The organism is Tannerella forsythia (assembly GCF_003860135.1).
Lineage (GTDB): Bacteria > Bacteroidota > Bacteroidia > Bacteroidales > Tannerellaceae > Tannerella > Tannerella forsythia_A.
In genome coordinates, this window is the sequence record NZ_RQYN01000025.1 from 24,805 (window position 1) to 43,255 (window position 18,451).

Annotated in this window: 13 protein-coding genes; 7 read left to right on the forward strand and 6 right to left on the reverse strand. The window is 40.3% G+C overall.

Translation table 11 applies throughout. From position 1 onward, the window contains the following. Positions 1–10 precede the first annotated feature (10 nt). From EII41_RS07685 to EII41_RS07705, 5 genes are all read right to left on the reverse strand, one after another. Positions 11–1,081 carry an o-succinylbenzoate synthase gene (locus EII41_RS07685; protein ID WP_124790105.1) on the reverse strand — a complete coding sequence of 357 codons (1,071 nt, stop codon included), beginning with the start codon at positions 1,079–1,081 and terminating at the stop codon, positions 11–13. Continuing rightward, positions 1,081–1,905, reverse strand: coding sequence for a 1,4-dihydroxy-2-naphthoyl-CoA synthase (gene menB / locus EII41_RS07690; RefSeq protein ID WP_039423008.1), 825 nt, complete (start codon positions 1,903–1,905; stop codon positions 1,081–1,083). The genes EII41_RS07685 and menB overlap by 1 nt, the downstream gene beginning before the upstream one ends. Before the next feature lie 18 nt (positions 1,906–1,923). After that, entirely contained in the window at positions 1,924–3,660 is a 1,737-nt protein-coding gene (menD, locus tag EII41_RS07695) for a 2-succinyl-5-enolpyruvyl-6-hydroxy-3-cyclohexene-1-carboxylic-acid synthase (RefSeq protein WP_260425522.1), read from the reverse strand. 9 nt (positions 3,661–3,669) lie between these two features. Further along, entirely contained in the window at positions 3,670–4,803 is a 1,134-nt protein-coding gene (locus EII41_RS07700) for an isochorismate synthase (RefSeq protein WP_260425523.1), read from the reverse strand. Positions 4,804–4,915: 112 nt separating this feature from the next. Next, complete coding sequence (locus EII41_RS07705; RefSeq protein ID WP_124752334.1) at positions 4,916–5,926, reverse strand: ATP-dependent 6-phosphofructokinase; 1,011 nt, start codon at positions 5,924–5,926, stop codon at positions 4,916–4,918. A gap of 144 nt (positions 5,927–6,070) precedes the next feature. On the opposite strand from EII41_RS07705, the gene EII41_RS07710 reads away from it, so the two are divergent. The 4 genes from EII41_RS07710 to EII41_RS07725 all read left to right on the forward strand — a co-directional run bounded on the left by EII41_RS07710 (position 6,071) and on the right by EII41_RS07725 (position 13,143). Further along, positions 6,071–7,507, forward strand: coding sequence for a bifunctional metallophosphatase/5'-nucleotidase (locus EII41_RS07710; RefSeq protein WP_124790106.1), 1,437 nt, complete (start codon positions 6,071–6,073; stop codon positions 7,505–7,507). A gap of 89 nt (positions 7,508–7,596) precedes the next feature. Next, a complete protein-coding gene (locus tag EII41_RS07715) occupies positions 7,597–10,878 on the forward strand; it encodes a carboxypeptidase regulatory-like domain-containing protein (protein ID WP_124790107.1) in 3,282 nt (1,093 codons plus the stop codon). A gap of 578 nt (positions 10,879–11,456) precedes the next feature. After that, positions 11,457–12,071, forward strand: coding sequence for a DUF4254 domain-containing protein (locus EII41_RS07720; protein ID WP_185711545.1), 615 nt, complete (start codon positions 11,457–11,459; stop codon positions 12,069–12,071). 10 nt (positions 12,072–12,081) lie between these two features. Beyond that, a complete protein-coding gene (locus tag EII41_RS07725) occupies positions 12,082–13,143 on the forward strand; it encodes a glycosyltransferase family 9 protein (RefSeq protein WP_124790108.1) in 1,062 nt (353 codons plus the stop codon). A gap of 139 nt (positions 13,144–13,282) precedes the next feature. On the opposite strand, the gene EII41_RS07730 is transcribed toward EII41_RS07725, so the two are convergent. Beyond that, complete coding sequence (locus tag EII41_RS07730) at positions 13,283–13,933, reverse strand: transporter (protein WP_185711866.1); 651 nt, start codon at positions 13,931–13,933, stop codon at positions 13,283–13,285. 242 nt (positions 13,934–14,175) lie between these two features. Here EII41_RS07730 and mnmG point away from each other — a divergent pair, with 242 nt between their 5' ends. From mnmG to dtd, 3 genes are read left to right on the forward strand one after another with little or no spacing between them, the layout of a single operon-like run. After that, positions 14,176–16,053: a tRNA uridine-5-carboxymethylaminomethyl(34) synthesis enzyme MnmG gene (gene mnmG, locus EII41_RS07735; RefSeq protein WP_124790110.1), complete on the forward strand. Its 1,878-nt coding sequence runs from the start codon at positions 14,176–14,178 to the stop codon at positions 16,051–16,053. A gap of 44 nt (positions 16,054–16,097) precedes the next feature. Next, positions 16,098–17,903, forward strand: coding sequence for an excinuclease ABC subunit UvrC (gene uvrC / locus EII41_RS07740; protein WP_124790111.1), 1,806 nt, complete (start codon positions 16,098–16,100; stop codon positions 17,901–17,903). 31 nt (positions 17,904–17,934) lie between these two features. Further along, positions 17,935–18,399 (forward strand): D-aminoacyl-tRNA deacylase, encoded by a 465-nt coding sequence (gene dtd / locus EII41_RS07745; RefSeq protein WP_124790112.1) that lies wholly within the window; start codon positions 17,935–17,937, stop codon positions 18,397–18,399. Positions 18,400–18,451: the final 52 nt, after the last annotated feature.

The window sequence follows — 18,451 nt, forward strand, 5'->3', positions numbered from 1 at the left end:
CCATATCCGTTTACAATCCCCCGTTCCCGTATTTTTCCCGGAACAAGGCCTCGACACCGCAACGGGAAGGTCTCTTCCCTGCGGCATATCTCAAATAACCGCCTTCCGTATAAAGAGGCGCATCCGTATTATTCGTAAACAAAGCGCCCGTACCCAATCCCTGAGGCAGGGGATTCCCATGAATATAGGTCCACTGGGCAATGGCATTCAGGCCTATATTCGACTCCAAAGCGGAAGTGATCCACCATGCTATCCCCATGGATTCGGCAATCCTTATCCATTGTTCCGTGCCGTAAAAACCTCCGACAAGCGAAGGCTTGAGTACGATACAGGCCGGACGGATATAAGCTAACATCTCCCGTTTGGAAGTTTCATCGTATAAGCCTATCAATTCCTCATCCAAGGCCACGGCAACAGGGGCATTCGCAGCAATCCTGCGCATAGCCCCGTAATTCCCGGCCCTGACGGGCTGCTCCACCGAATGGATGCCGAAGGCGGATAAACGTTCCAATTTATACATAGCCTCCTCCTCTTCGAAAGCCCCGTTCGCATCGAGACGGATAACGGCATCCTTCCCGAATTTCTCCCGGACCATCCGTACCAAAGCGAGTTCCGATTCGAAATCGATAGCCCCGATTTTAAGTTTTATACAGCAAAAACCCTCCTCCCGTTTCTCCTCCACACGCCTTCGCATAGCTTCGAAGCTCCCCATCCATATCAAACCGTTTATGGGAATCCCCGCCTCGCCGGAAGTGAAAGCCGAGGGAAAAAGCAATCCCCCGCCCTCGAAGTCGGCAAGCGCCGTTTCCATCCCGAAACACAAAGAAGGATATGCCTGCCAGGCGTCGGGAGTAAACCCGCAAACGCCGTTGCAAACCTCCGCCAGCCGCTCTTCGTAATCCGCTCCCTCTTCCGCACTCAATCCCCGGAATAAAGCCGCCTCGCCGTAACCTGCCCGAGAGGGGAAAGCATCGTCGTATACCCTCACGAAATAAGTCTGCCTGGTATGCAAAACGCCCCGCGACGTCCCTGCCGGCTCCTTGAATTTCAAGGTATAGGGGATATAATCGGCCTTAAGCATCAACCCGGGAATTTAGGGAACTTGTCGAAATCCGGAGTCCGTTTTTCCAAAAAGGCATTTTTCCCCTCCTGAGCTTCTTCCATAAGATAATACATAAGGGTAGCATCCCCTGCAAACTCCATCAATCCTCTCTGGCCGTCGAGCTCCGCATTCAAAGCCCGTTTAATCATCCGGATCGCCATCGGACTCCGGCTCAATATCGTCTTGCACCAGTCCACCGTTTCGTCCTCCAACCTCGCGGCAGGTACCACCTTGTTTACCATCCCCATAGCTTCGGCCTCCGCAGCGGTATACTGACGGCATAAAAACCAGATCTCCCTCGTCTTCTTCTGACCTACACAACGGGCAAGATAAGAAGAACCGAAACCTCCGTCGAAACTCCCGACCTTGGGGCCGGTCTGTCCGAAACGGGCATGCTCGGCCGCTATCGTCAAATCGCATACCACATGAAGCACATGCCCTCCTCCTATGGCATAACCGTTGACCATGGCAATGACGGGCTTGGGCAGAGAACGGATGGCCTTATGCACATCCAATACATTCAATCGGGGAACTCCTCCTCCGTCGATATACCCTCCCATCCCTTTCACATGCTGATCTCCTCCCGAACAAAAAGCCTTATCGCCGGCTCCGGTCAAAACGACTACGCCTATATCCGGACGCTCCCTGCATATATCCATGGCATCCAGAATTTCGGCATTCGTCTGCGGCCGGAAAGCATTATAAACCTTAGGCCGGTTGATGGTTATCTTGGCTATTCCCTCGAAATACTCGAATAAAATATCCTCGTATTTCTTTATTTCCTTCCATTCTCTCATATTCATCTGTTTTAATTGTAAGTTCTATCGGTTTACGGGGTAAGACTCCCCCGAAATATATGTAAAATACGATTTCAATACAGGGGCGTTTTCAAACCTCGGCGTTTCCACCTCGAGCAGGACCGCCTTGTCGCCGGATGCGAAAAACGAAGGTAACACCGTTTCCAGTTCTTCGGCGGAAGCGGCCTTCATATATCTCCATCCGTAAGCTCCGGCCATTTCCCTTACGGGAACTTCGAGCGGAGTCTCGAAACAGGTCTCCAATTCCTTCAAAGAATCCGGCCCGGGAATAAAACGGAATATCCCCCCTCCTCCGTTACGCATCACGATCACCCGTATCCGCCCGTTTACATAAGGCATCCACAAAGCATTGGAATCGTACATAAAACTCAGATCTCCCGTAATCAAAAGGGTGGTCCCGGAATATACTTCGGAAAACCCCATTGCCGTGGAAGTGGCCCCCTCGATTCCGTTGGTTCCGCGATTGCTCCATTCTCCTCCCGCATAATGCGTGTGTTCGAATAATTGGAGATAACGTACGGGCGTGGAATTAGCCGCATGCAAAGCAGCATCATGGGGAATATGCCTTAAAATCACTTCGAAAGCCTTGAGGTCGCTCCATCCCGCATCCGCCATAAAGGTACGGTGCAGAAGGTCTGCCTTCCGTTTTATCTTCTGCCACGAACCGGCATAGGAAACTCCTTCCGGTGAGAGGGAGTCCGGTGCCTTGTCTTTCAACCGTCCGGCGAATTCCTTCCAAAAGCCCGAAGCTCCCGTACATATATGATGGGTAAGCGCACAGAAAGTGTCCGGAGCCGGAAACCTCTCGTCTATCCCCCAATGCTCCGCAGGTTTCGCCCTCCGTAAAAAAGTTTTCAACATACGGGAAACCAATGAGCCTCCGAAAGAAATAAGGAGTTCCGGATAAAGCGATTCGTCTTCTCCGGCTGCAGCCAATACCCGGTCTACCGTACATATCCCCGTATCCGTACGGATATTGGAGAGACTCTCGGCAAACAAAACCGTATGGGGAAATTTGCATATATCCCGCAATGCGACGGACACGTCTTCGTCGGGAGGATAAAAACCGGCGACGATCATCACCCTGGGAGCTTCCAAAAACCGCCTTACGAGCATATCCCATACCTCTTCCGGCAATTCTTGCCGTTCCCTAACCAACGTTATCGCCCGCTCTTTTCCGGAATATCCGGAGGAAGTCCCGTATAGCGGTTCGCAAAACGACATATTGATGTGCACGGGTCCTCGCCGGGGCATCAGGGCATGGTTCAACACCTCATTCAAACGACGATTGGCATACCATGCCGAGGCGGAAGTATCGAATTCCGCTCTCAAGCTGCAATACGACTTAACGAAACCGGCCATAGCTCCCTCCTGTCGAATCGTCTGTCCCTCGTCCTGGTCGATCCATTCGGCCGGACGGTCGGCCGTCACCGCAACCAAAGGAATCCCCCTGTAAAAAGCCTCGGCAACGGCAGGAGCATAATTCAACATGGCCGTACCGGAAGTACAAACCAATCCTACGGCTTCACCCGAGGCCAAAGCCAATCCGAGAGCGAAAAAACCGGCGGAACGCTCATCCGCGATCACGTATTTCTCGAAAGCGGGATTCCGGGAGAAAGAAAACAAAAGAGGAGCATTTCGCGAACCGGGCGACATAACGAGTTTACGTATGCCCTTCATCTCGAATAAATCCATCAATACGCTTACGCCTTTCTTATCCGAATAATCCGAATCCATCATCTTGCATTATCATTTAAAATCCGCCTTATCTCCGACGGAATGTATTCCAAGCACATTCAAAAGAGTAGCCGCCTTATCCGAGGTCTCTTCCCATTCGTCTTCGAATACCGAATCTATGTTTATACCTCCTCCCACATAAAGCCGGAATGCCCCGGGAAACAATTCCATCGAACGGATGTTCACATACAATCTCGCAGCATCCTTACCCACAGGCCCCAAATATCCTCCGTAAAATTTGCGTTCATGCACCTCGACCTCCCGGATACACGCCAAAGCTTCCTTACGGGGGAATCCGCCGAGTGCCGGGGTAGGATGAAGCGCTTTGAGCAAGCTTTCTAAGCCGTCTCCGGTCAATGCCGTAAAATCCGTACACAAATGGCAAATATTACCGGCCATAAAGGTGCGGGTCTCCGACATCTCTACGCTGCGACAATGGTTCTCAAGCACTTCCCGGATATAGTCCCTGACTACTCCTTGCTCTTTTATCTCTTTTTGCGTCCACGGCTTAAGCAACTCGCCTTCGAAAGATACGGGCCTGGTTCCGGCCAAAGCCATCGTCTTTACGCGTCCTTCCGCATAATCCAACAGGAGTTCCGGACTCGCTCCCGCCCATACTCCCTTTCCCGGAATAAAATAGAGAAAAACGAAAGCATGAGGATAAGCCTTTCGGAGCAACTCCCAATAAGAAAAAACGTCGGAGAATCCGGAATCGCCCCTCTTAAGGGTCAAGGTGCGGGATAAAACGACCTTTTCCAATACCCCGGAATCTATCCGGCGCATGATCTCCTCAAAAGCCGTACGGTAAGCTTCCTTATCCATATCTCCGGATTCCGGACAAGGCATACGGATACCGGAGAATACGGTATCCTTCAAATCCCGCACCGCCTTATCCGTCAAATCTCCCTCGCATTCGAATTCCCCCGGAATGAAGTAAGCCTCTTCTTCCGAATCGAAAGGAACCGCAATAAAACCGGGAACGGAAAAATCCGCCGGCTTACGCTCTATTCGTCCGCTCAGCGAAACTCCGAAACCCAGCCGTCCTCCCTCCCGCTCGGGCAAACGGTATAAATAAAACGGCACGAAAGAATCCAGACAATGAGTCACCGCCTCTTTCATACCCACAGGAAGATATTTCTTACACATACTGCAAACATAGAAAAAAGCTGAATTTCCGCGAAAAAAACGACAAGAAATACGGATTAATTATCGTTTACTATTTTTATCTGCTCAAAGAATGCTCTCGAAAATCAACCACCTATACTCCAAACGAAATTCCCATACGCTCCCCTTGTTTAATAAGATCATTATCGGGTGATACGCGTTTCGTCTTTCCCGCAATTTCAGCGAGCGGCACGGAACCGATTTTCCCGTCTTTTAAACAGACCATACGTCCGAACTGTTTTTGAGCGACAAGCTCGGTAGCATGTCCCCCAAGGAGTGTAGCGAGATTTCGGTCGAAAGGAGAGGGATTTCCACCGCGCTGAATATATCCAAGCACTGTTTGACGTACCTCAATGCCTGTCGCCTCTTCTACCGCATGCGAAATATAATCGGCCGGACTGGGACGGTCTGTCTTCAATCCTTCGGCCGTGACAATAATTGAATACGGTTTGCCGAGGTGCAAACGGTGCAATATCTTTTCATTGACTTTATGAATATCAAAACCCAGTTCGGGAATAAGAATTATATCTGCCCCACCTGCCATACCGGCATAGAGCGCGATCCATCCGGCGCTATGGCCCATCACTTCGACCACCATCACGCGCTTGTGCGAGCTGGCTGTCGAATGCAGCCGATCAATGGCTTCTGCTGCAATATTGACGGCCGTATCGAACCCGAACGTGATATCCGTTCCATAAATATCATTATCGATTGTTTTAGGTACTCCTATCACATTCAGACCGATCTGGGAAAGTTTGTTCGCTGTCTTTTGCGTACCGTTCCCGCCGATGCAGATAAGACAGTCAAGTCCCATATCCATATAATTCTGACGAATGATTTCCGGTTTCTTATTATCACCGGACTGAATAATCTTTTTGAAAGGTTTCTCACGTGAAGTCCCGAGAATCGTCCCTCCCAGGTTCAGAATACCCGAAAGCGTTCGTTCGGTGAACACCTCCACATCCCGATTAAGCAACCCTGTAAAGCCGTTATGGATGCCTATCACCTCCATACCATAGTGCATAATAGCCGTTTTGCCTACCCCGCGAATGGTCGCATTAATGCCGGGACAATCTCCGCCCGACGAAAGAATACCAATCTTCATACATCTTATCCGTTAAAGAACTACCTCGCACAAAGATAAGTTTTTTCGGAAGGATACAAAACGTAAAAAATAAAAAACAGCAAAGCAACACTAATGTAATATAAAATATACTACCTTTGCACCAAAGATAAAAAAACGGAATTTATGTTGAAGAAACTCACTCTTTGGATCATACTGTTCTGTTGCGTGGCATGTCAAGAACAGGATAAGCAGATTGTCGTACTTTCAACAAACGATATGCACGCACATATCGATGATTACGCGAAAGTAGCGGCTTACGTCGAACAAGAACGACAAAAAAATCCGAATGTATTGGTATTAAGTGCAGGCGATTTATTCTCGGGTAATCCGATCGTCGATTATTGTCCAAAATACGGTAACGGCTTCCCCATAATCGACTTGATGAACCGCATCGGATACCATTTTACGGTATTCGGAAACCACGAATTCGACTATGGTCAACAGATTTTATGCGACCGTATCGCCCAAGCCGAATTTCCCTTTCTTTGCGCGAATATGACAGTAAACGACAGTCTTTGCATTAAACAACCCGAAGCTTCGGCCATAATCGAAATCGACGGGGTGAAAATCGGAATCATTTCGGCCATTCAGATCGAAAATGTAAACGGCCAACTCATTCCCGCCACACATCCCGACAAAGTTAAAGGTATCACGTTTACAGAACCTGTCGAAGCGCTTCAGACATTGCGTGAGATGCGAAATAAATGTAACCTGTTTATCGCTTTGACACATACGGGACTCGACACGGATAAACAAATTGCCGAACGTATGCCCGAACTTGATCTGATTGTAGGAGGACATACACATACGAAACTCGACACGGGAATCATCGTAAACAACGTCCTGATCACACAGGCAAATGAATACCTGAAATACATCGGCAAAACAACAATTACGGTCAGAAATGGTAAAGTAGTCGATAGAAAAAACGAATTGATTAATCTGGCTAAACTGCATGACGAAAATGAAGCCATCAAAGCATTAATCACCAAATACCGCGACGAATCACCGATGAACGAGGTGATTGGAGAAGTAGGAAAACAATTTGACGGAAAAGAAGCGCTCGGTAACCTGATGACCGATGCCATCGTAAACGTACATCAAACGGATTTCGCCTTTCAAAATGCCGGTGGAGTACGCATCGGACAAATCGAAAAAGGTGATCTTACCATGGGTAAAATTTATGAATTGGACCCGTTTAACAACCGTATCGTCATTCTTGAAATGAAACCGGACGAAATCCGTTCGCTCATCAAAAATTCGCATAAACGCAAAAACAGGCGTGTCGATCTGTTCGTTTCGGGAATGACGTATAAAATTTTCACGAAAGACGGTGAAGCGGAACGCATCGAAATGAAGATGACAAACGGAAAGCCGCTCGATGAAAACAAATATTACCGTGTCGGAATCAATGATTATCTCGCATCGGCTTATAGATACGATCATGAAAAAGCGCCCCAAATCACCGACAAAACATCAGAGGAAACAATTGTGGAGTATATCCGAAACAAAAAACAAATCGTTCCACAGTACCCTCGTACGGAAATTATTGAAAAGTAACGATAAAATCGTTTGATTATCGAATATACAAGAATAACATGATTATCAAAGTAAAAAAGAAATTTATTTAACTATTAATACAAGCACTTATGGTAAAAAAAATCAAATTTCTTGCAGTAATGTTTCTTCTTATGACAACTACTGCAATACAAGCACAAATAACGACCGCAAGTATGAGCGGGCATGTTACAGATAAAGAAGGAGCAGTTATAGGTGCAACAATTGTTGCTACCCACGAACCTTCAGGAACAACGTATGGAACAATTACGAATGTAGATGGACGATATAACTTAAATGGAATGCGTGTAGGAGGTCCATATAAAGTAGAAGTATCGTATATTGGATATAAAAAATCAGTAACAACAGGAATAACACTTTCATTAAGTGAAAATTATGTATTAAACATTGAACTTACAGAAGAAGCCGTGGGATTAGATGAAATCCAAGTTATAGCAAAAGGTGGAAGTTCGAATATGAATAGTGACAGAGCTGGTGCTGTGACCAATATTAATACAAGACTCATTAATACATTACCTTCAGTTAGCAGAAATCTAACAGACTTTACAAAACTTACTCCTCAAGCAAATGGAGCAGCTATTGGAGGAGGCACTTATCGCCAAAATAACATTACAATCGATGGAGCTTCTTTTAATAATAAATTTGGTATTGGGCAGAGCATGCCTGCGAACGGTTCTCCAATTTCGTTAGATGCGATTGAACAAATATCGGTAAGCGTTACTCCTTACGATGTTCGACAAAGTGGATTTCTCGGAGCTTCTATAAATGCAGTAACTCGTTCAGGAGATAATGAATTCAGAGGATCAGTTTATAGTTATTTAAACAACGAAAAATTTAAAGGGAATAAAGTAAAAGATCAAACTTTTAAGCGCACAAAAAGTAGATACAATCTATACGGTATACGTTTCGGAGGCCCCATTATCAAAAATAAATTATTCTTTTTCGTTAACTTTGAAGCAGAAAAAACGATTGTTCCCGGCCCATCAAGAGTAGCTGCAACAGATAATAATCCTTATACTGACGGATCAAATAATATAGCTCGTCCGCTTGCCAGCGAAATGGATATGATCAGTAAATATTTATCTGAAAAATATGGTTATGAAACAGGTCCCTATCAAGATTATTCAAATGAAAGTACAGGAATGAAATTTTTAGCTAGGGTAGATTGGAATATAAATAATAATCATCGTTTAAATATCCGATATAATATTACAAAAAGCAAAGAACCTTTATATCCAAGCACTTCCTCATCACAAATTTTCCCTTCACCTTATGATAGAAGCTATAATAGAAGAGGAATGTATGCAATGTGGTATAAAAATACAGGCTATTTTCAAGAACAAAATTTTTCATCTGTTGCTGCCGAACTAAATTCTTCATTTGGAAAATTAAACAATTTATTTAGATTTACTTATACAAATCAAGACGAACCTCGTTCTACTTCTGGTAAAGCATTTCCTTTTGTAGACATTCTAAAAGATAAAATTCCATTTGTAAGTTTTGGAACTGAACTATTTTCATACGGAAATTTACGAAAAGTTAATTCTTTTACTATTAATGACGATGTAATCTATAATTTTGGAAAACATACTATAACAACTGGTTTACAATATGAATACAACTATACTAAAAATGGATTTCAACGCTTTGGAACGGGATATTATGCTTATAATTCGTGGGAAGATTTTATATCTGATAAACCTGCAAAATCATTTGCAATTACACATCCAAACGATCTTTCTATTTCACAAGCATTTCCTTCTTTTAAATTTAATCAATTCACCTTATACGCACAAGATGAGATAAATATATCTAAACAACTAAAAATATTAGCTGGAATACGAGCTGATCTACCTATTTATCCAAAAATAGATACGTATAATCCTAAAGTTGCTGAATTAGATTTTAATGGTAAAAAATTTGATACGGGAGAATTACCTTCAGCTAAAATTCTACTTTCTCCTCGTTTAGGATTTAATTATGACATAAAAGGTGATCGTTCTATTGTTTTAAGAGGAGGTACAGGTCTTTTTACAGGAACTATTCCTTTTGTTTGGATTGTAGCTCAAGCAAGTGATGCAGGTGTTTTACAAACGACTTATACTAATAAAACCATACCTTCATTTAAACCATCAGTATCTGAAATATTAAAAGAAATATATCCAGACGGCCTAAAGGCAGAACCTTCTATTAACTCTGCTATTGTTAAAATTGATGATAATCTAAAATTACCACAAAATTGGAAAAGCAGTCTTGCCATTGACATTAAATTACCGTGGAATATGAATGCATCATTAGAAGGAATTTATAGTAAAGATATAAATTCGGTAGGAGTAACTAATGTTGGATTAAAACCTGATGCTTTCCGAATAAATGGATATCCTGATCAACGTCCTATCTCCAAAAAGCAATATTATCAATCCAAATTAAAAAATGTATATTTACTCAATAATGCAGGAGAAAATAAATATTGGTCGGTTACAGCAAAATTACAGAAATCATTTGAAAACGGTTTTGATGCTTCAATAGCATATACACGTAGTTATGGAAAAAGTTCAGGTGATGGAATCGGTGATCAAGTAGGTTCTGCTTGGTTCAATGATCCTCGCACTTATGGTTCAAATTCTCATGATATAGGCTATATGAATTATATTTTACCCAATCGTCTAATAGCATCTATTTCATATAGAAAAGAATATGCTAAATATTTTGCTACAACCATATCTTTATTTTATGAAGGAGGAGAACAAGGTCGCTTTTCTTACACATATGCTGCTACTAATTTAAATAAATATCCTAATAACTTAAACAATGACGGAGGAGGTAATGCTATGCTTTATATTCCTAAAGATAAATCTGAAATAACGTTTGTTGATATGTTAGATACAGACAAAAAAAGTCCCAATTATGGTAAAGTTATTTACACTGCTTCGCAACAAGAAATTGATTTTTGGAATTACATTGAACAAGATAATTATTTAAGAAATAACAAAGGAAAATACGCAATACGTAATGGTGTACTTATGCCTTGGATAAATACTTTCGATGTAAAAATTTTACAGGACTTCTTTATAAATGCTGGTGGAAAACGAAATACAATACAAATAGGTTTAGATATCATAAATGTAGGAAATCTTCTAAATAGCAAATGGGGAACACATAATAGCGTAAATAAAAATAATATTTTAGAAGTAGCAAACATGAAAAAAGTTGTGGAAGGAAATGGATCAGTAAAACCAACTTTCAACTTTCTTAAAAACGGAAAAGAAGTACTTAAAGAAACTTATAGACCTAATATAGGATATGCTTCGACATATTATATGCAACTAAGTTTACGTTATATATTCAATTAATTATCTAAATAATTTATCAATATTTAAGTTCCCCGGAAACTTCTTATTTTCGGGGAATTTTTTTATCTTTTACTTTAGAAGAAGGAAGCTGAAAACTCAGGAAAAAGTTGTTTATAAAAACTGAAAAAGGAATTTGATTAATTGGTTCGATTTTTAAATAGGCATCAAATTTTATCTCCCGAAAAAATTATACGAATTCTTTTATGTACTTTTCAAACGACAAAATCCACAAAAAAAATGATTTTTACGATGCTAAAATATCCCCTGAAAAAGTTTTCAAACTTTGTTTATAAATTACCTCTAAATACTATTTATAAATAACTTATCTTGTTTATATCTTACTCAAAAAATAATCCTTTTATTTGAAAGAATGAAATACAAAAAATCATAGAAAAAAATATCAACACTTTAAACAGCCTATCATCTACATCATTTTAGATTTTTAAAAATTAATCTGATGTATATATCCATAAAAATTGGTTGAAATCTTTCTGTGCTTTGGGTTTATCTGCCGTAATTTAAAATAGACAATTGGTATATTGGAAAGAGTTACGTATATTTGTCGACTTTAAAAATTAATGTTTATGGAACGTTTTAGTGAACTATGTTATCCGATTTTTGAACAGGCTACGAACGATTACCACTTAACAGACGACGTTGATGCCATGATTCGAAACCCTTACCCGCAAGAAAAAATTGAATGTTATCTCTATTTAAAAAATTGGATTGATGCGGTACAGTGGCATCTTGAAGATATTATTCGAGATCCAAATATAGATCCTTCCGAAGCTTTGGTTATTAAAAGACGTATTGATAAATCCAATCAGGATCGTACGGACTTAGTCGAACGAATTGATAGTTATTTTCTTGATAAATATAAAGATGTATCTATTTTACCTGATGCAACTATCAATACCGAAAGCCCTGCATGGGCTATTGATCGTCTTTCTATTTTGGTATTGAAGATTTATCACATGAAAGCTGAAGCCGATCGTACGGATGCTGAGACTGATCATCTTGAGACTTGTCGCCGTAAACTGGATATATTGCTTGAACAGAAGAAAGACCTTTCGACGGCGTTAGATCAGTTGTTGAACGATATCAGCGAGGGACGGAAATACATGAAAGTTTACAAACAAATGAAGATGTATAACGATCCGTCGCTTAATCCTGTATTATACGGTAAGAAGTAAAACTTCGGCAATGAAACCACGAATTTCGGTTAAAAGAGCATTGGTGATTCGTTTCCGACGAGTGGGAGACTCTGTTTTGGCTGTTTCCGTATGCAAGAGTTTGAAAAAAACATTTCCCGGAGTTCAGGTCGATTTTGTTTTAAATGACAATATAGCCTCTTTGTACGAAGGTCATCCCGATATAGATCGGATCATTACCTTCAGTGACGAAGAGAACTATAATTTACCTAAGTATTTGAAACGTGTCCGTCGTTTAATGCGTGAGACGTATTACGATGTGATTATTGATATGCGTGCTACGGTAAAGACCCTATTTTTCAGTCTTTTTTCGTTACGTACACCTTTTCGCATAGGGACAAAGAAGGCCTATAGTCTTTTTCTGAATAATTATCGAGTGCCTAATCGGGATGATAGTTCGTTAGATATGGTACAGTGTAATTTAAGATTGTTGGAACCTTTGGAAAAGATTGCCGATGTTAAATATGAAACTTCGTTTAGTTTATTTGTTCCGGATGAAGAGAAAGCTGTTTATCGTTCCTATATGGAGCGTCAGGGAATCGATTTTAAGCGTCCCATAGTCCTTGCGGCTGTTGCTACCCGTATTGTGGGGAAAGGCTGGGATATGGAACGTATGAAGGTAATTATTGAAAAAATGATCGAAAGATATCATCCGCAGATTATTTTGAATTATGCTGGAGAACGTGAGAAAAAAATTTGTAATCGGTTATATGAGGATTTAGGCAAAGATCCTCATATTTTTATGAATATAGAAGCAAGTTCGCTTCAAGAATTACGTGCGCTTACGTCGCTTTGTGATTTCTTTTTTGGAAACGAAGGAGGTCCTCGTCATATTGCTCAGGCTTTAGATGTACCTTCTTTTGCCATTTATCCTCCAGGAATACGTAAAAGCCTTTGGCTTCCGGGATATTATGTACGTTTTCAAGGCATAAGTCCGGATGATATTCTTCCTGATGACGGAACGATGACAAAAGAAGAACGTTTTGAATTATTGACGACTGAACGTGTTTGGGAAGGACTCGATGAAATGTTAAGTGCTTATCTTCTCTGTTAAATGAAGTAGCAGATTTATAGGTAAGTTTTGAATAGAGTAGGGGGTATTTCGGAACTGGTCGGAAATACTTTTTTATAGGTATAAGTCTGTTGTAACTATTTTTATAGTTTACAACGGACTTATTTTTATGTTTTCCGGTTTATTGAAAGGAATAAGCTATTCCGATTGTCCCGAAAGGTTTATTTTCTAAACCATAAATAGGTTGCGCATAGGCGATATCTATTTGTAGTTTCGGATTGATGATATACAAGATTCCTGCATCTATGTTATGTTCGTTTCCGTTTTTTGAAAGAGTAGAAAAATATTCGATAAAGGTAGATATTTTGTCGGTTATATTGTATCCGAGAGCTGATGATAAGTTTAAGTCTTTAAATTGATTAGAAGTTCCCAAATTATATCCGATCGAAAATTTGTCATTGATTTCATTTTCAAAAGCCATTTTGATTTCAAAAGGTATGCTGTTTCCTTTGAAATCTTTACTTGCAAGCTGTTCGAATGCTACGTAACCTACTAAGGTCATAGCCGGAATGATTTCTTTTTGTTCTATGATTCTTTGTTTAAAACTAAGTGAAATAGGTAATAATCCTTTATTTTCAAATTCTTTGCCTACATCTAATAACAGACGTATTTCAGTTGAAGGAGTTAATCCGTAACGTAACATTAAGTTATTTATAACTTTCTGTTTAGCTACTGTTATACCGTTTTCAAGTTGAAATGTATTTTTGGGAATTGTATATACTCCGTCACTTTGGTCGGGTCTGTCTGTATTAATACTTTCTACTTGTGCCATAGCATTGTTTACCGATATGAAAAGGCTAAATATGAATAATAGATGGTATATAGTTTTCATCCTTATGTCTGTCGCTAAGTATAATAAATAATTGTCTCTATTGAATTTGTTTTACGGTGGTATAACAATTATCTATTTTAAAATGTTTACTTATTGATTGAAACTATATTTTTTAAAGAGTTTTTTATTTGTGTATGTCTTTGATTATCTTTGCACCTCTTTTTAATCAAGCTAAGTAATAGATGAGATTCGATTATGATGTGATAGTAGTGGGAGCAGGCCATGCAGGCTGTGAAGCTGCGGCTGCGGCTGCGAATTTAGGTTCGCGCACGTTACTGATTACGATGGATATGAATAAAATTGCCCAGATGAGTTGCAATCCTGCTGTAGGTGGAATTGCGAAGGGGCAGATTGTTCGTGAGATCGATGCTTTGGGAGGTTTTATGGGAATCGTAACCGATCGTACCGCTATTCAGTTTCGGATGCTGAATCGCAGTAAGGGACCTGCCATGTGGAGTCCTCGGGCACAGAACGATCGAGTCAAATTTATTCAAACTTGGCGCGAGATTCTTGAAAATCTCCCTAATTTGTGGATATGGCAAGATACCGTCGCTGAGTTACTTTTAAATGGAAATCGTGTTTGTGGTGTAAAGACGGCTTTAGGGGTCGAATTTAGAGCAAATTCGGTTGTTTTGACGAACGGCACTTTTTTGAATGGATTGATGCATGTCGGTCGTGTACAATTTTCGGGCGGACGAATTTCGGAACCGGCTGTAGGTGGATTAACCGAACAGTTGATTTCACTCGGTTTTATTTCCGATCGGATGAAAACAGGCACTCCTGTTCGAATAGACGCTAGAAGCGTTCATTTTGAAGAACTTACTGAACAGCCGGGCGAAAATGATTTTCGTAAATTTTCTTATTTAGACAATGTCAAAAGAGAACTTAAACAATTAAGCTGTTGGACTTTATATACGAATGAGGAGTGTCACAATATCTTACGTAAAGGATTATCGGAATCACCTCTGTATAATGGACAGATACAAAGTATAGGTCCTCGTTATTGTCCGAGTATTGAAACAAAAATCGTCACTTTTGCCGATAAAGTACAACACCAATTATTTTTGGAACCCGAAGGTGAATCAACACAGGAATATTATTTGAATGGATTTTCTTCGTCTCTTCCTTTTGAAATTCAGTTGAAAGCTTTACAAAAAATATCGCCTTTTCGTGACATTCAATTGTATCGTCCAGGATATGCGATCGAATATGATTTTTTTGATCCTACACAGTTGTTACATACTTTAGAGACAAAAAAAATTTTGAATTTATTTTTTGCCGGTCAGATTAATGGTACTACCGGTTATGAAGAAGCGGCAGGGCAGGGGATCGTAGCGGGTATTAATGCGCATCTTCGTTGTCATGGTGAAGATACGTTTATTTTAAATCGTGATGAGGCATATATTGGAGTACTGATCGATGATTTAGTGACGAAAGGAGTAGATGAACCGTATCGTATGTTTACTTCGCGTGCGGAGTATCGTATTCTTTTGCGTCAAGACGATGCTGATATGCGTCTTACCGAACGAGCTTACCAATTAGGACTTGCCGATACTTATCGTTACGGTTTGTTGGAAACGAAAAAAGAAATGATTGATCGAATTACAGAATTTATTCATTCTTTTTCCGTCACACCTACTCAAATTAATTCTACATTAATTTCTTTAGGAACAGCTCCTATTCCTCATGCGTATAAACTGGCCAATATATTAACTCGACCTCAAGTTTCGTTTTCCGATATCAAAGAAGTGATACCGGAGTTTAATCAGTTGACAGATGTGATTCCGATTTCTCGTCGGGATGAAATTTTAGAAGCGGCTGAGATCAGAATAAAATACAGCGGATACATTCGACGCGAAAGACAGATTGCGGATAAGGTATCTCGATTGGAAAATATTCGGATCAAAGATAAGTTTGATTATTTATCGATTAAATCTCTTTCGACGGAAGCTCGCCAGAAGTTACATAAAATAAATCCGGAAACGATTGCGCAGGCAAGTCGTATTCCCGGAATTTCTCCGAGCGACGTCAATATTCTTTTAGTACTATTAGGTAGATAATATAGAAATGTTCCACGTGGAACGTGATTTTTTATAAAATAAGAATGGATGACAGGCTTAGCTACATATTAAAAATTCTTTCTACTATACCTGAGAAGCCGGGATGTTATCAATATTTCGATCGTAAAGGAACGATTATTTATGTAGGGAAAGCTAAGAATTTACGCAAACGAGTTTCTTCTTATTTTCAGAAAGAGCATGAAAATAATAAAACTCGTGTTTTAGTCAAACATATTTACGATTTAAAATATATTGTAGTAGATTCGGAAGAAGATGCCCTGTTACTCGAAAATAATTTAATCAAACAGTATCGTCCGCGTTACAATGTCTTATTGAAGGACGACAAAACGTATCCTTCCATCGTTATTAAAAACGAGTATTTTCCACGCATATTTCAAACAAGAAACATTGTAAGGGATGGTTCTTTGTATTTCGGTCCGTATGCTTCTGCTTATGCTGCGAAAGTCATGCTGCAACTGATAAAAGAATTGTATCCGATTCGGACATGCAAACATGCCTTGACACCCGAATCTATTGCTTCGGGAAAGTATAAAGTTTGTCTCGAATATCATATTAAACGATGTAAAGCTCCTTGCGTCGGATTACAAAACAAAGAAGAATATAATCGGAATATTTCCGAAATAAAGGAAATATTGAAAGGAAATAGCTCGCGGGTAAGTGCACTTCTTCTAAATCGGATGCGGAAACTTTCGGAGGAAATGCGTTTTGAGGAAGCTCAGGAAATCAAACATCAATATGATTTGATTGAAAATTTTCGGTCGAAGTCGACGGTTGTCCCCATGTTGCATAATGTAGATGTATTTTCGTTGGATGAAAGCGAACAATCCGTTTATATCAATTACATGCATATAGGGAACGGAGCGATTGTGCAGGTATATACGATTGAGTATCGGAAAAAGCTGGATGAACCAAAAGAGGAGCTTTTAGGTTTGGGTATTGTAGAAATGAGAGAGAGATTTCGGAGTAATGCTTCCGAAATAATTGTTCCTTTCATACCTGAAGGCGTATTTTCGAAACGCATTATTTTTACGGTTCCACAACGAGGAGATAAGAAGAAATTACTTGATTTGTCTATTCAGAATGTAAAGCAATACAAAATCGATAAGTTGAAACGTTCGGATAAATTTAATCCGGAACAGCGATCGACTCGTCTCTTGACTACGATTCAAAAGGATTTACATTTACCTGTTCTGCCGATGCAGATAGAATGTTTCGATAATTCCAATATACAAGGTACAAACCCTGTTGCGGCTTGCGTCGTATTTAAAAAAGGAAAACCGTCGAAGAAGGATTATCGTCATTTTCATATAAAGACTGTTGTAGGTCCCGATGACTTCGCTTCCATGATAGAAGTTGTTACACGTCGTTACACAAGATTATTGGAAGAAGGTTCGCCTCTTCCGCAGCTGGTTGTTATCGATGGAGGAAAAGGGCAGTTGAATGCCGCGACGGAAGTACTTCGGCAATTGAATTTGTTGGATAAAATATCGATTATTGGATTAGCAAAACGGTTGGAAGAGATTTTTTATCCGGGCGATCCGATACCGCTCATACTCGATAAGAATTCGGAAACATTGAAAGTTATTCAACATCTCCGCGACGAAGCCCATCGGTTTGGTATTACATTTCATCGGAAAATGCGAAGTAAGAAGCAAATTATTTCGGAATTGGATGAAATTAAAGGTATCGGAGAAAAGACGAAAGAGGCGCTATTGAAAAAGTACAAGAGTGTAAAACGGATTAAGGAAGCTCCGATGGACGAACTCATCGAATTGATTGGAGAGAGTAAGGCGGGAATCTTAATAAACAGTTTTAAAAAATCGGAGTAAATATAGGCGGAAGAATTTAATTTTTTGTGATATGAGAACAATCATACAACGCGTCCAACACGCGTCGGTTACGATTGATGGAACAATACGGTCTGAGATTGGTAAAGGTCTATTGATATTGGTGGGTTTTGAAGATTCGGATACGGATAAAGAAATTCTCCGGATGGCGAAAAAGATCGTAAATATGAGAATTTTCGATGATGACGAAGGTGTTATGAATCGCTCTGTATTTGAAATCGGGGGAGAAATTTTAATCGTCAGCCAATTTACTTTATATGCTTCGACAAAAAAAGGAAATCGTCCGTCGTATATTCGCGCCGCGAAACCGGATATTGCGATTCCATTATACGGGTTGTTTTGCAAGGAAGTAGAAATACAATTAGGTCATGAAGTAAAAACGGGTGTTTTCGGTGCGGATATGAAAGTTCATTTATCGAACGATGGTCCCGTAACCATCATTGTCGATACAAAAGATGGTATTGTTAAATATATATAGCTATTTCATTGTTTAGTTTTAGAAAAAGTAATTTTAGGGATTTTTCTATCAT

What these genes read in the sequence shown, in the direction of transcription:
- EII41_RS07700 (WP_260425523.1), bottom strand. Translation starts at nt 4,803, where the DNA reads ATGTGTAAGAAATATCTTCCTGTGGGTATGAAAGAGGCGGTGACTCAT.
- EII41_RS07710 (WP_124790106.1), top strand. Translation starts at nt 6,071, where the DNA reads ATGTTGAAGAAACTCACTCTTTGGATCATACTGTTCTGTTGCGTGGCA.
- EII41_RS07725 (WP_124790108.1), top strand. Translation starts at nt 12,082, where the DNA reads ATGAAACCACGAATTTCGGTTAAAAGAGCATTGGTGATTCGTTTCCGA.
- EII41_RS07720 (WP_185711545.1), top strand. Translation starts at nt 11,457, where the DNA reads ATGTTTATGGAACGTTTTAGTGAACTATGTTATCCGATTTTTGAACAG.
- EII41_RS07705 (WP_124752334.1), bottom strand. Translation starts at nt 5,926, where the DNA reads ATGAAGATTGGTATTCTTTCGTCGGGCGGAGATTGTCCCGGCATTAAT.
- EII41_RS07715 (WP_124790107.1), top strand. Translation starts at nt 7,597, where the DNA reads ATGGTAAAAAAAATCAAATTTCTTGCAGTAATGTTTCTTCTTATGACA.
- EII41_RS07685 (WP_124790105.1), bottom strand. Translation starts at nt 1,081, where the DNA reads ATGCTTAAGGCCGATTATATCCCCTATACCTTGAAATTCAAGGAGCCG.
- mnmG (WP_124790110.1), top strand. Translation starts at nt 14,176, where the DNA reads ATGAGATTCGATTATGATGTGATAGTAGTGGGAGCAGGCCATGCAGGC.
- dtd (WP_124790112.1), top strand. Translation starts at nt 17,935, where the DNA reads ATGAGAACAATCATACAACGCGTCCAACACGCGTCGGTTACGATTGAT.
- menD (WP_260425522.1), bottom strand. Translation starts at nt 3,660, where the DNA reads ATGATGGATTCGGATTATTCGGATAAGAAAGGCGTAAGCGTATTGATG.
- EII41_RS07730 (WP_185711866.1), bottom strand. Translation starts at nt 13,933, where the DNA reads ATGGCACAAGTAGAAAGTATTAATACAGACAGACCCGACCAAAGTGAC.
- uvrC (WP_124790111.1), top strand. Translation starts at nt 16,098, where the DNA reads ATGGATGACAGGCTTAGCTACATATTAAAAATTCTTTCTACTATACCT.
- menB (WP_039423008.1), bottom strand. Translation starts at nt 1,905, where the DNA reads ATGAATATGAGAGAATGGAAGGAAATAAAGAAATACGAGGATATTTTA.